Genomic DNA, 13,036 nt, shown 5'->3' with positions numbered 1-13,036 from the left:
ATCATGCGTAAATGGAAAATCGCGTTGGGAACGGCTGTCGCGCTGGGTGCGATCTCGGTGGCCAGCGTCCACCTGCTGGACATGGGCAATCTCAGCCTGAATGCCGGCACGGCCGGGGCCGCGCCCGCTCCAGCCGCGTTCGTCATGCCGGTGCCGGTGGCGAGCGTCGTCAAAAAGACGATCCCGATCTACCTCGACTATGCCGCGCGGACCGAGCCGATCCGCAGCATCACGCTGCAGGCGCGCGTCCCTGGCTACCTGCAGGAACAGACGGCGCAAGACGGCGCCGATGTGCGGCAGGGCGACACGCTCTACAAGATCTCGCCCGACGACTTCCAGGCCGCGCTCGATCAGGCGAAGGCCCAGGTGCAGCGCGATACGGCGACGCTCGACTATGCGCGTTCCAATCTCGGCCGCGGTACCGAGCTTGCCAAGAGCGGTTACCTGGACAAGGACAGCTTCGACCAGCGCACCAGCACCTTGCGCGAGGCGCAGGCGTCGCTGGCGCTCAACCAGGCCGCCGTGCGCACGGCCGAGCTCAATTTGAGCTACGCTGAAATCCATGCGCCATTCCCCGGACGCCTGGGCCGCAACCAGGCCTCCGTGGGAACGCTGGTCAGCGTTGCCGGCACCGTGCTCAACACGCTGGTGCAGCTTGATCCGATCTACGTCACCTTCAATCCAAGCGAGACGGATCTGGCGCAGATCGAGGAAGCGCGTGCTGCCGGCCCAATCGAGGTCGAGGTCCTGCTTCCGGGTGAGACCGAAGCCCACCAGAAGGGCGAGCTCACCTTCATCGACAATACGATCGATCACTCGACCGGCACGATCACCACACGCGCCACCATCGGCAACGCCAAGTTCACGCTCTTGCCAGGCCAGTATGTTCGCGTGCGGCTGCACGTCAAACAACAGCCCGACGCGCTGATGGTGCCGCAGGTCGCGCTGGGATCAAGCCAGCTCGGCAAATATCTCTACGTCGTCGGCAAGGGCAATACGGTCGACCAGCGGCTGGTTTCGCTTGGGCCGACCAGCGGCGACATGGTCGCCATCCTCAGCGGCGTCGCCGAAGGCGACCAGGTGATCACAGGCAATCTGCAGAAGATCGGCCCCGGAATGCCGATTTCGCCCCTCCCACAGAAACCGGCTACCTGACTCCCCCGCAGGCCCGGTTTCCGCGCGGCGCCCTCGACCCTTTCTCAGGTCGCGGGCGCCGTTTTCACGAGCAGACCGACCAGAGCGGCGACGTCGGCGCGATCGGCCTTTGCCGGCGGCACGAAGGCGCAATAGGGGTGCCCCAGGCGCACCGAGACGGAAGAAAGCGCAATCAGCCGGCCCGCATCCAGATCGGCCTGGGCCATCACCCGCTGTCCAAGGGCAATGCCGAGGCCCAACCGAGCCGAGGCTATCGCCAAGCTTGAGAGGCCGACGCGGCGCCCCTGCGACGGGTCGGGCGACCGGTTGCCGCCGCATGCCGCGAACCAATCGGCCCAGCTCGGGTGCGAGGCATAGTTCGGCCCCCAATTGGTGTGGATGAACAGGCTCTCATGCAGATCGGTGAGGCCCGTATCGCCATTGCCGTGCCGCTGCCAGAAGTCCGGCGCGCAGACCGGCAGCACATCGTCATGGACCAGGCGGACCATCCGCAGGCCGGGATAGTGATAGTCTCCATAGCTGATGCGCAGGTCGACGTTCTGGCGCATCAGGTCGATCGGATCATCCTCGGCACGCACGTCGATCGCCATGTGCGGGAAGGCCTCGAGGAGCACGGCCAGCCTCGGCGCCAGCCACAGTTCGGCCAGCGAGAATGGCACGCTGACGACAAGCCGTGTCCTCAGGCCGCCTTCGAGCATGCGCTGGCCGATGGCGGCAATGTCACCGAGCGCACGCGCCGTCTGCGGATAGATGGCGTGGCCGGCGTCGGTCAGCGCGATGCGATTGCCGGTGCGCACGAACAGTTGCTTGCCGAACCAGGTTTCGAGATTGCGGATCTGCTGGCTGACCGCCGCCGAGGAGACGCCAAGCTCGCTCGCGGCCAGTGTGAAGCTGCCGGCGCGGGCGGCGACCTCGAAGGCCTTGATCGCATTCAACGGCGGCAGCCGGTCCACATCAGCCTCCAGAAGTTTTTCTTGGCCAATCCTAATAATTTTCCACGTTGAGAGAAAGAATTTTTTGCCGTCTTCTGTGCCCAACCTTGGAGCTTCCTGATTGGAGCATACGACATGGAAGACATTCTCGACCTCGACCGCTATCCGCTCGATCGCGAAGGCAGCCCCGAATGGGATCGCCTCGTCCAGCAGTCGCTCGCCGCGCTCGCAGCCGACGGCATGTTCAATCTCGAGGGCTTTCTGCGGCCCGGTATCGCCGAACAAGCGGTGCGGGAAATCAAGCCGGTCATGGACGCGCGGTCCCATGTCCACAAGCGTTTGCACAACATCTACTTCAAGCCCAGCATTCCGGCATTGGCACCCGACCACCCGGCGCTGCGCAAGGTGGAAACCATCAGCCACACCGTCTGCGCCGACCAGATTCCCGGCAGCATGGTGATGGCGATCTACGAATACGAACCGCTGGTGCGTTTCCTCGCCGCGACGATGGGCAAGGCCAGACTGCATGTCATGCAGGATCCGTTGGCACGCGCCAATGTGATGGCCTATCGCGCCGGCGAAGCGCTGAACTGGCACTTCGACCGCTCGGAATTCACCACCACGCTGCTCCTGCAACAGGCGGAGCGCGGCGGTGACCTGGAATACCGCACCGATCTCAGATCGGATGAGGATCCAAACTATGACGGCGTTGCCAGACTGCTCGAAGGGCGCGATCCCGAAGCCAGGGTCCTGCGCATGAAGCCCGGTACGCTGAACGTGTTTCGCGGCAAGAACACCGCGCATCGCGTCACCACGGTCGAAGGCGACCGCGAACGGATGATCGCGGTGTTCTCCTACTATGAGAAGCCGGGCGTGATGTTCAGCGATGAGGAGCGTGTCGGTTTTTATGGCCGCGCGGCTTGATTCAGCCCAGCCGGCCGGGCTGCCAAGCAAAGCTCAGAAATTCGAGCATGGCCTCTTGTTAGATTGTCGACAATCTGATTGTCTTGCCTTCTGTTCCAACTGGAGTGGGCCGAATGGTGAAGACGGAGTTCAGCCCGATTGCCGACACGACGCGCCGTGCCGAAATCGTGGCACTGCTGCGGCGCGCGATCCTGACCGGTCAGCTCGAGCCCGGCCAGAAGCTCAACGAGCTCCGGATTTCCGAACAGATGCGGGTCAGCCGCGCGCCGCTGCGCGAGGCGATGCGCGAGCTGGTGCAGGAAGGCATCCTGACCAGCATCCCCTATGCCGGCACCTTCGTCATCAATGTCACCGCCAAGGACATCGACGATGCCTATTCGCTCAACAAGGTGCTGGACGAGTTCGCCATCGAGCGGATGTGGAAGCAGCGCGACCAGCGTTTCCTGGACGAGCTTGACCGGCGCCACGAGGCGGTGAAGCAGGCGACGCGCGAGCGCGACACCACAAGGCAGATCGAAACCGCCCTGCAATTGCATGGCCTGATCCATGAATGGGCCGACAATTCGGTGCTCCTGGAAACCTGGCAAAGGCTGACCAGCCGTTTGCAGATGTACTTCGCCCTGCACCAGCAGGCGCGCAAGGAAGCCGTGCCGGCCGAAAATGTCCATGAGACCTATGTGGCGCTGCTCAAGGGCGACGACATGCGGGCCGCCCAGCGCCATGCCCGCGAGCATATCGACCTCGATTTCGAAGAGCTTCTTGCCTATGCGCGCGGCCTCGAACGGCGCCCGTCGAAAGGCGCCTGATCCCTCCCATCATCGCGGACAATGGATACCCACGTGCAGATCGAAACCATCAAAGCCTATCGCGTCGTGCAGCCCTTCGTGGACGGCCCCTATCGCATGTCCAAGGGGCGCGTGGCCGACTGCTTCGACGCCGTGATCGTGTCCATCACCTCCGACAGCGGGTTGACCGGCTGGGGCGAGATGGCGCCGCTCGGCAATTTCTACTCGGCCGCCTTCCCGGCCGGCACGAGAGCCGGCGTGCCGGAGATCGCACCGCACCTCATCGGCCAGGACCCGTGCGGGCTGGCCAGCATCGGCCGGCTGATGGACACCGTGTTCAAGGGCCATCCCTACATCAAATCGGCGTTCGACATGGCCTGCTGGGATCTGGCGGCGCGCGCGGCCGGCGTGCCGCTGGTGACGCTGCTCGGCGGCAAGGAAAGCGACACGGCGGAACTCTACAAGGTCGTCACCCATGGCACGGTCGATCAAATGGCCGCACTTGCCAAGCGCATCATCAAGGACGGTTTCCAACGGCTGCAGGTCAAGGTCGGCGGCAATGTCCATGACGACATCGAGCGCGTCACGGCGGTCGCCGCCTCGGTACCGAAAGGCACGGTCATCTTCTGCGACGCCAATGCCGGCTGGACACCCTACCAGGCGCGGCAGTTCGCCGATGCCACGCGGGCGATCGACTACACGTTCGAGCAGCCCTGCAGGACGATCGACGAGAACATGTCGGTGCGCCGCATGCTCGACAAGCCGATGGTGCTCGACGAATCCGTCACCTCGCTCGAGGCGATGCTGGAAATCCATCGCCTCGGCGCGGCCGACGGCCTGACGCTGAAGATTTCGCGGCTCGGCGGCGTCACCAAGACCCGGCTGATCCGTGACGTCGCCGTCGATCTCGGCTTCATGATCACGGTCGAGGACACCGGCGGCGCCGAGATCGACACATCCGCCATGGCGCATCTGTCGCTGTCGACGCCGGAGGAGCGGCGGCTGCATGCGATCGCCTTCCATGAATGGGTGACCGTGCGCACCGCGTCGAACGCGCCGCCGGTCACCGGCAGCCGCATGGGCATTCCCGACGGGCCGGGCCTCGGCATCGACGTCGTTCCCGACCTGCTCGGCAAGCCTTTCTTCGAGGTCAGCCGGTGAAGATCCGCAGCATCAAGGCGACGCCTATCAATCTTCGCCTCGAAGCGCCCTATGCCTGGGTGTTCGGCGAACTCGACGGTTTTTCGCCGACCATCGTCGAAGTCGAGACCGAGGACGGCCTTGTCGGGCTGGGCGAAGCGCCGACGCCGGCGGCGGCCGCCATCATCAACGATGGTCTCGCCAAACGGCTGGTCGGCCGCGACGCCTTCGACATCGCCGGCGCCGAGCATGTCAGCCTGCCCTTCTGGACCGGCGTGCAGTCGATCAACGACCGCGCCCGCATCATGGCCTTCGGCGCAATCGAGATGGCGCTTTGGGACTTACGCGGCAAGGCATGGAACCAGCCGCTCTACCAATTGCTTGGCGGCGCCGTGCGCAAGGACATCCCGTTTACCGACTACTTCTCGCTGCGCGGCAATGGGGCTGGTGTAAAGGGCGAGACGACGCCGGAAGCCGTCGCCGACTATTGCGTCGAACTGCACGAGACGCATGGAACGACGTTCTTCGAAGGCAAGTTCTCGACCGACGACCCGAAAGTCTCGCTGAGAATGGTCGAGCTGATCCGCAAGAAGCTCGGCGACGATGCGATGATCCGCATCGATTCCAACCAGGCTTATTCGCTGGCCACCGCCCGGCGGCTGGCGCGGCCGCTGGAAGATCTCGGCGTGCGCAACTGGGAGGATCCGGTGGCGACGATCGAGGAGATGCGCGAGCTTCGCCGCCATTGTTCGATCCCGTTCTCGACCCACAATATCGACATTGCGCGCGCCATGGACCTCAAGGTGCCGGATGCTTTCGTCGGCAACCCGACGGTGCATGGCGGCATCGGCCGGATGCTGCGGTTCGTCGGTGCCTGCGAGCACGCGGGCATCGATTTCTGGTGCTACAGCGGCGACAGCGGCATCGGCAGCGCGGCCTACCTGCACCTGTGCGCGGCGCTCGGCTGGGTCCGGGAGCCGAACCAGTCGCTGTTTCGCATGCAACCGATTGACATCACCGAGCAAGGGCCGTTTTCGCCCGAGAACAATACGGTGCGTGTCCCGGAAGGCCCGGGTCTCGGTGTCACATTGTCGCGGAAAAATCTCGCGGCCTGCCATCGCGACTTCGCCGAGAACGGCCCGTGCAACAAATATTACGACCCGGCCAAGCCCGGGACATATCGCCGTTTGCCGCTGAACTAGGAGTACGAGACGGGAAAGGAGACGGAATAAGAGTCCGCCGCCGCGCGCGGATGGCGACGGCAGGACCGGACGGATGGAAGCATTGCCTCAAGAAAATCTGACCCGCACGCCGGAAGGATCGGATGGACCCAGAAAAACCGCATGCTACAGTCCCGGTCGACTGACATCGTTGATGGCCGGGACAGGAGAACTCCACGGACTTTCGTCAACTGAAAACACATTCATCAACCATAAGAAACAGGGGAAAGGGTTAAACCCATGATCAAGAACTACCGCATTCTCGACCTGATCCGGCGTAATCGCTCGCCGCTCGAAAATCACTTGATCGACGGGCTCGTCGATGGCCGTGTCAGCCGCCGCGACTTCATCCGCCATGGCAGCCTGCTCGGCCTGTCGCTGCCGCTGCTTGGAGGCATCACCACGGCCGCCGGCTTTGGCGGCATGCCGTCGCTGGCCCGCGCCCAGGGCGCACCCGGCGCCACCATCCGTGTCGCCAGCAGCGTGCCGGCAGCCGCCATCGATCCGGTCACCATTGCCGACGCCGGCGGCCTCCTGGTCATGCAGCAGGTAGCCGAATTCCTCTGCGTCGACGGCCCCGACCTCGTGCTCAAGCCGGCACTGGCCGAAAGCTGGAAGCCGAACGACAACGGCTCGGTGTGGACCTTCAAACTGCGCAAGGGCGTGAAGTTCCACAGCGGCGGCGAGATGAAGGCGGAGGACGTGGTGGCGAGCATCGACCGCCTCGCCGATCCGGCAAACTCGTCCAACGCGCTGTCGGTGTTCACCGGCATCCTGTCGAAGGGCGCCAGCAAGAAGGTCGACGACTACACGGTGGAATTCCACCTAGACGCGCCGAACGGCAACTTTCCCTACATGCTGTCGTCGGACAATTACAACGCCGTCATCGTCCCGGCGAGCTACAAGGGCGACTACGAAAAGAGCTTCGACGGCACCGGGCCGTTCAAGATCGAGAAATACACGCCGAAGGTCGGCGCCTCCTTCGTCCGCAACGAGGACTATTGGGGCGAGAAGGCGCTGCCGGAACGCACCGAATTCACCTTCTTCACCGATGTACAGCCGATGATCCTGGCGCTGCAGGGCGGGCAGGTCGACATCATCAACCAGATGCCGGTGCTGGCCGGCGTGGCCCTGCTCAGTGATCCAAGCGTCGACATCATCAGCCTGAAGTCTTCAGCGCATCAGCAGCTGCATCTGCGTTGCGACGACGGCCCGCTGAAGGACGCACGCGTGCGCCGCGCCATCGCGCTCAGCATGGATCGCGACAAATTGGTCGCAGGCCTGATGAAGGGGCGTGCCGTGGCCGGCAACGACAGCCCGTTCGCCGCGGTCTACCCCTCGACCGATACGAGCATACCGCAGCGCAAGCAAGACATCGCGCAGGCCAAGCAGCTCATGGAAGCAGCCGGTGCCGGCAAGGGCTTCAAAGTCACGCTGACCACCGAGCGCTACCTCGAAATCCCCGAATACGCCCAGCTCATCCAGAACTGGGTCAAGGAGATCGGCATCGAGCTCGAACTCAACATCCTCGACCAGGGGGCCTATTACGGCGACGCGGTGTTCGGCAAATCGAACTGGCTGGATTCGGTGATGGGCATCACCGACTATGGCCATCGCGGCGTGCCGAATGTCTATCTTGCCGCTCCCTTGAAGAGCGACGGCACCTGGAATGCAGCGCACTTCAAGAACAAGGACTACGACGCGCTGGCGACCAGCTATATCGCGGCACTCGATCTCGAAGCCCAGAAGGCCGACGCCGGCAAGATCCAGAAGCTTCTGCTCGAGGAAACCCCGGTCATCTTCGGCTATTTCTACGACTACCTGACGGCAACGGCGAAGGGCGTGGCCGGCGTGCAGCCGACAGCAATGTCGCAGCTGTTCCTCGATAAGGCGTCGAAGGCGTAAGCGAAAAGGGAAAGCCAGTCCTCTAATAGCCAGCTCCTCCGGGGAGCTGGCTTTGCAAGGAGTCTTAGCCATTCTCTCCTTCTTTGCGCGGCGTGTGTCCCTGTCGCTGATCACGCTGTTCCTGCTCAGCATCATGGTGTTCCTGGGCGGCCAGGTTCTGCCAGGCAATGTCGGGCGCGCGATCCTCGGCCCGTTCGCCGACCAGCGCGCGGTGGACGCGCTCAATCACACACTCGGCGTCGATCGCCCGCTGCTTGTCCAGTACTGGAGCTGGATCTCCAACTTCGTCCAGGGCGACATGGGCACCTCCTACATCTTCCGCTCGCCTGTGGCGCCGTTCGTCATCGATGCGCTCGGCAATTCGATGAAGCTGGCGGCCGTCGCCTTCGTGCTGGTGGTGCCGATCGGCATTCTGGGCGGCGTCATTGCGGCGCTCAACCTCAACCGTCCGCTCGACCGCATCATCAGCCTCGGCGGCCTGTCGGTGACGGTGCTGCCCGAGTTCGTCACCGGCATCATCCTGATCCTGATCTTCGGCGTATGGCTGCGCTGGCTGCCGATCTCGGCCGCTTGGCCCAGGAATGCCGGCTTCTTCACCCAGCTCTATTACCTGATCCTGCCATCGCTGCCGCTGTTCCTGGTGCTGTTCGGCTATATCGCGCGCATGGCGCGTTCGGGCATGATCGAGGCGCTCGATTCCGACTATACGCGGACCGCCGTGCTGAAGGGCCTGCCCTGGCGCACGGTGATCTGGCGCCATGTGCTGCGCAATGCGCTGTTGCCGACCATCACCGTCATCGCCACCCAGACCGGCTACCTCATCGGCGGGCTGGTGGTGATCGAGACGCTGTTCCGCTACCAGGGCATCGGCTCGCTGATCTTCACCGCGGCGCGCGGCAAGGATTTTCCGATGCTGGAATCCGGCATCCTCACCATCGGCATCGTCTATGCCGTGGCGACCCTGGCCGCCGACTTCCTCTATTCCGTGCTCAATCCGCGCATCCGCCTGGGGTCAGACCAATGAGCGCCGTCCAGACCACCTCACAGGACGACACGCGCAAGCGCGGCCCGCTGGCCGAAGTCTTTTTCTCCCTGCTGCGATCGCGAACCTTCCTTGTCGGTCTCGCCATCGTGCTGTTCTGGGTTGCCTGCGCACTGTTTGGCGAACGCTTCGCGCCCTACGATCCGCTCGCCGACGATATCATCAACGCGCTGGCGCCGCCCTCGCGTGAGCACTGGTTCGGCACCGACCAGATCGGCCGCGATGTGTTCTCGCGCGTCATCGTCGGCTCGCGCGATATCCTCACCGTCGCGCCGCTGGCGACCTTGCTGGCGACGGTCGCGGGCACCGCGCTCGGCCTGCTCACCGGTTATTTCCGAGGCATCGTCGACGATGTCGTCAGCCGCATCCTGGAAGCCTTCATGGCGATCCCCGTGGTGATCGTGGCACTGCTCGCCATCGTCGCGCTCGGCACCTCCAAGACCACCGTCATCATCGTCATCGGCCTGAGCTTCGCGCCGATCATCGCGCGCACCGTGCGCTCGGCGGTGCTGGCCGAGCGTGAACTCGACTATGTCGCGGCCGCACAGCTCAGGCATGAGAGCGCGCTGCATACGATGTTCGTCGAGATCCTGCCCAACGTCATCCCGCCGATCCTGGTCGAGACCACCGTGCGACTGGGCTATGCCATCTTCGCCGTCGCCACGCTCTCCTTCATGGGCTTTGGCATCCAGCCGCCGTCACCCGACTGGGGCCTCTCGATCTCCAGCAATTACGGCATGATCGGCGGCGGCTTCTGGTGGACGGTGCTGTTCGACGCGCTGGCCATCGCCTCGCTGGTGATCGGCGTCAACCTGGCCGCCGACGGTGTGCATGGGGCCTTCAATGACTGAACCCGCCGTGGCAAAAAACGCGCTCGAACTCAGAGACCTGTCGGTTGCCTACCGGGTCGCCGGCCGCAATCGCGCGGTGCTGCGCAATCTCAGCCTCACCATCGGCCAGGGCGAGGCCTACGGGCTGGTCGGAGAATCCGGCTGCGGCAAGTCGACGGTGGCGCTCACCGTGGTGCGCTACCTCCCGCGCAACGGCTCGATATCGGGCGGCGCCATCTCGCTCGACGGCCAGGATGTCATGAAGCTCGACGCCGAGGCACTGCGGCGCGCACGGGCCGAAAGCGTCTCCATGGTCTATCAGGATCCGGGCAAGGCGCTGAACCCGTCGATCCGCATCGGCCGGCAACTGACCGAGATTTTCGAGCTTGGCGGCATAACCGGCCAGGCGGCCACCGATCGCGCCATCGCCATGCTGAACCGGGTGCGCATCTCCGATCCGCCAAGCGTCATGCAGCGCTATCCGCACCAGCTGTCGGGTGGCATGCAGCAGCGCGTGGCGATCGCCATGGCGCTGGCCAACGACCCCTCGATGCTGATCCTCGACGAGCCGACGACTGGGCTGGATGCCACAGTCGAGGCCGAGGTGCTCGACCTCATCGCGCAGCTCAGGCGGGAACTCTCAGCCTCGATCCTGTTTATCAGCCACAACCTCGCCGTCGTCTCCAACATGTGCGACCGGGTCGGCGTGCTCTATGCCGGCATGCTGGTCGAGGAAGGACCAACGGAGGTCGTCTTCAACGATCCGCGCCATCCTTACACTGTCGCGCTGCTGCGCTGCCTGCCGCGCGGCGGCCAGCGCAAGGACCAGGGCCGGCTCGACACCATTCCGGGTTTCCTGCCTGGCATCGGCGCCGTCATCAAGGGTTGCGCCTTCGCCGACCGCTGCGCGCTCGCCGACGACCGCTGCCGCACCGAACTGCCGCCGCTCTATGAGCTGAGCGACGAGCGCGGAACCCGGCTGTCGCGCTGCTTCCATCACGACAAGGCGCAATCGCTGCCGCGCGCCACGCCCGCCGACGTGGCGCCGGCACCGAAGCCCGCGAGCGCGCCGGTGCTGCGTGTGGCGGGGCTGAACAAGACCTATGCCAGCCATGGCTATCCGCTGCGCGCGGTCAAGGACGTGTCGCTCGATCTCAGGCCCGGCGAGACGCTCGGCCTGGTCGGCGAATCCGGCTCGGGCAAGACCACCTTCGCCAGGCTGCTGCTCGGGCTCGTGCCGCCCGATGCCGGCGGCACCATCGAGCTCGAGGGCAAGGCGCTGGCGCCGAAGCTGGAGAACCGCGACGACGACCAGGTCAAGGCGATGCAGATCGTCTTCCAGAACCCGGATTCGGCGCTCAACCGTTCGCATTCAATCCGCCATCTCATTGGCCGGGCGCTTAAGCGGCTGGCGGGGCTCAGGGGTGCCGCCCTCGAGGCGCGCCTCAACGATCTCGTCCGCTCGGTACGCCTGACCGACCGGCATCTGGCTGTCAAACCGCGCCAGCTCTCGGGCGGGCTGAAGCAGCGCGTCGCCATTGCGCGCGCCTTCGCCGGCGATCCGCGTATCGTGGTTTGCGACGAGCCGACCTCGGCGCTCGACGTCTCCGTCCAGGCGGCGATCCTCAACCTGCTTGCCGACCTGCAATCCAAGGAGGACGTCAGCTATATCTTCATCTCGCACGACCTCGGCGTGGTGCGGTACCTCTCCGACAAGATCGCCGTGCTCTATCTCGGCCGCATCATGGAGCTCGGGCCATCGGAGGACGTTTTCTCCGGGCCGCATCATCCCTATACCGAGGCGCTGCTCTCGGCGGTGCCCAAGCTCGACCAGACCGAGACGGCGCGCATTCGGCTCGACGGCGAAATCCCCAGCGCCACCAACCCGCCCTCGGGCTGCGTCTTCCACACGCGCTGTCCACGCAAGATCGGGTCCATCTGCGAACAGCAGGAGCCGCCATTGGCCGAGGCGCAGCCGGGACACTCGATCCGCTGCCATATTCCCTACGCGGAACTGGCGCGGCTGCAAAAGACAGCGGTGGCCGAACCGGCATAGCGAGACATCGCATGGGGCATTTGCCTGGCCGGTTACACCTGGCTGGCGATGCCCAGGGAACGGTCGCCTTCCGAAAACCCCTGACCTTCGGTCCAATCCCTGGCCAGCGTGCGCAGCCCGGTCAACGCGACGTCGAGCGTGTCGGACGAGGCGGGATTGCTGGGATAGGCGAGATAGATCGGCCGTTGAAATACCGGCGTGTTGTCGATGCGTCGCATTTCGCCGCGCTCGATATGGCCGCTGACGGCGCTGAGCGGCAGATAGGCGGCGGCGTGCTGCGACAGGACATACTGGAGCCCGATGAAGACCAGCCCCGCCGAGATAGCCGGTTTGACCATGCCGGCGAATGCCCGGTCATGCTCGATGCGGAATTCGAGCCCCCAGTCCATCAGTATGTAGTTTTCGGTCCACGGCTGCGTCTGGGCGGCATGCTGGACGAGCACCACCTGGTCGACGGCGAGCGTCTCGTAGACGATGCCGGGATGTGGGCGCGGCAGATAGAGGATGCAGATGTCGAGCAAGCCTTCGGCCAACTGGTCGATTGCCTGGTCGGGAAAGCTTCCTTCCAGCCGTAGCGCCACGTTCGGCCTTCTGGTGCGCATCCACTCGACCCATGGCGAGGTGATGCGCTCCCAGAGATAGGCTGGCGCGGTGAAGCGCAACAGCGTCTCGTAGCCATCGGGAACGGCGATATCCTGCCTGGATTGCTCCCAGGTGCGAGTGATGGAGGAGGCATGCGGCAGGAACTGCCGGCCGGCTGGCGTCAACGTGACGCCGTCGCGGTCACGGACAAAGAGCCGGCGCCCCAACTGCTCCTCAAGCCCCCTTATCCGCGCACTGACGGTGGATTGCGCGAGATTGAGCCGGTTGGCGGCGACAGTGAAGCTGCCATGTTCGGCGACTTCGAGGAAGCTGCGCAGGTTTTCGGTATCCATGCCATCCCTCCTCCATCGAAAATTTCGATGGACCCTATCAAAAAATATCGCTTTCCGGTCGCGGTCAACAATGCCCTAAATGGCCGATCTCCCAAGGGCAAGCGAGGAATGC

At 64.4% G+C, this 13,036-nt stretch carries 11 protein-coding genes; 9 read left to right on the top strand and 2 right to left on the bottom strand.

All coding sequences use genetic code 11. The features are described 5' to 3' along the window. Positions 1–3 precede the first annotated feature (3 nt). The gene (locus tag EN808_RS15015) at positions 4–1,155 is read left to right on the top strand and encodes an efflux RND transporter periplasmic adaptor subunit (RefSeq protein WP_127279204.1); all 1,152 of its coding nucleotides are present in this window, start codon (positions 4–6) and stop codon (positions 1,153–1,155) included. Between the two features lie 44 nt (positions 1,156–1,199). On the opposite strand, the gene EN808_RS15010 is transcribed toward EN808_RS15015, so the two are convergent. Further along, complete coding sequence (locus EN808_RS15010) at positions 1,200–2,108, bottom strand: LysR substrate-binding domain-containing protein (RefSeq protein WP_135916247.1); 909 nt, start codon at positions 2,106–2,108, stop codon at positions 1,200–1,202. A gap of 114 nt (positions 2,109–2,222) precedes the next feature. On the opposite strand from EN808_RS15010, the gene EN808_RS15005 reads away from it, so the two are divergent. From EN808_RS15005 to EN808_RS14970, 8 genes are all read left to right on the top strand, one after another. Next, positions 2,223–3,011, top strand: coding sequence for a 2OG-Fe(II) oxygenase (locus tag EN808_RS15005; protein WP_135916246.1), 789 nt, complete (start codon positions 2,223–2,225; stop codon positions 3,009–3,011). 113 nt (positions 3,012–3,124) lie between these two features. Further along, positions 3,125–3,817, top strand: coding sequence for a GntR family transcriptional regulator (locus tag EN808_RS15000; protein ID WP_127279207.1), 693 nt, complete (start codon positions 3,125–3,127; stop codon positions 3,815–3,817). Positions 3,818–3,850: 33 nt separating this feature from the next. After that, positions 3,851–4,957, top strand: coding sequence for a mandelate racemase/muconate lactonizing enzyme family protein (locus tag EN808_RS14995; protein ID WP_135916245.1), 1,107 nt, complete (start codon positions 3,851–3,853; stop codon positions 4,955–4,957). Beyond that, the gene (locus EN808_RS14990) at positions 4,954–6,138 is read left to right on the top strand and encodes a mandelate racemase/muconate lactonizing enzyme family protein (protein WP_135916244.1); all 1,185 of its coding nucleotides are present in this window, start codon (positions 4,954–4,956) and stop codon (positions 6,136–6,138) included. The genes EN808_RS14995 and EN808_RS14990 overlap by 4 nt, the downstream gene beginning before the upstream one ends. A 258-nt stretch (positions 6,139–6,396) precedes the next feature. Beyond that, complete coding sequence (locus tag EN808_RS14985; RefSeq protein ID WP_127873048.1) at positions 6,397–8,061, top strand: ABC transporter substrate-binding protein; 1,665 nt, start codon at positions 6,397–6,399, stop codon at positions 8,059–8,061. A 70-nt stretch (positions 8,062–8,131) separates the two neighbouring features. Continuing rightward, positions 8,132–9,085 (top strand): ABC transporter permease, encoded by a 954-nt coding sequence (locus EN808_RS14980; protein ID WP_127279106.1) that lies wholly within the window; start codon positions 8,132–8,134, stop codon positions 9,083–9,085. Further along, complete coding sequence (locus EN808_RS14975) at positions 9,082–9,954, top strand: ABC transporter permease (protein ID WP_127279103.1); 873 nt, start codon at positions 9,082–9,084, stop codon at positions 9,952–9,954. The genes EN808_RS14980 and EN808_RS14975 overlap by 4 nt, the downstream gene beginning before the upstream one ends. Further along, positions 9,947–11,989 carry an ABC transporter ATP-binding protein gene (locus EN808_RS14970; RefSeq protein ID WP_127873047.1) on the top strand — a complete coding sequence of 681 codons (2,043 nt, stop codon included), beginning with the start codon at positions 9,947–9,949 and terminating at the stop codon, positions 11,987–11,989. The genes EN808_RS14975 and EN808_RS14970 overlap by 8 nt, the downstream gene beginning before the upstream one ends. A 32-nt stretch (positions 11,990–12,021) precedes the next feature. On the opposite strand, the gene EN808_RS14965 is transcribed toward EN808_RS14970, so the two are convergent. Beyond that, positions 12,022–12,924, bottom strand: coding sequence for a LysR family transcriptional regulator (locus EN808_RS14965; RefSeq protein WP_127873046.1), 903 nt, complete (start codon positions 12,922–12,924; stop codon positions 12,022–12,024). Positions 12,925–13,036 lie beyond the last annotated feature (112 nt).

Source organism: Mesorhizobium sp. M8A.F.Ca.ET.165.01.1.1, assembly GCF_004792065.1.
Classification (GTDB): domain Bacteria; phylum Pseudomonadota; class Alphaproteobacteria; order Rhizobiales; family Rhizobiaceae; genus Mesorhizobium.
The sequence above is the reverse complement of the archived record's forward strand: the minus strand, read 5'-3'. Positions and strand labels throughout refer to the sequence as shown.

Excerpts from the sequence above, each read along its gene's own strand:
- EN808_RS15015 (WP_127279204.1), top strand. The coding sequence starts at position 4 with ATGCGTAAATGGAAAATCGCGTTGGGAACGGCTGTCGCGCTGGGTGCG.
- EN808_RS15005 (WP_135916246.1), top strand. The coding sequence starts at position 2,223 with ATGGAAGACATTCTCGACCTCGACCGCTATCCGCTCGATCGCGAAGGC.
- EN808_RS15000 (WP_127279207.1), top strand. The coding sequence starts at position 3,125 with ATGGTGAAGACGGAGTTCAGCCCGATTGCCGACACGACGCGCCGTGCC.
- EN808_RS14985 (WP_127873048.1), top strand. The coding sequence starts at position 6,397 with ATGATCAAGAACTACCGCATTCTCGACCTGATCCGGCGTAATCGCTCG.
- EN808_RS14975 (WP_127279103.1), top strand. The coding sequence starts at position 9,082 with ATGAGCGCCGTCCAGACCACCTCACAGGACGACACGCGCAAGCGCGGC.
- EN808_RS14970 (WP_127873047.1), top strand. The coding sequence starts at position 9,947 with ATGACTGAACCCGCCGTGGCAAAAAACGCGCTCGAACTCAGAGACCTG.
- EN808_RS14965 (WP_127873046.1), bottom strand. The coding sequence starts at position 12,924 with ATGGATACCGAAAACCTGCGCAGCTTCCTCGAAGTCGCCGAACATGGC.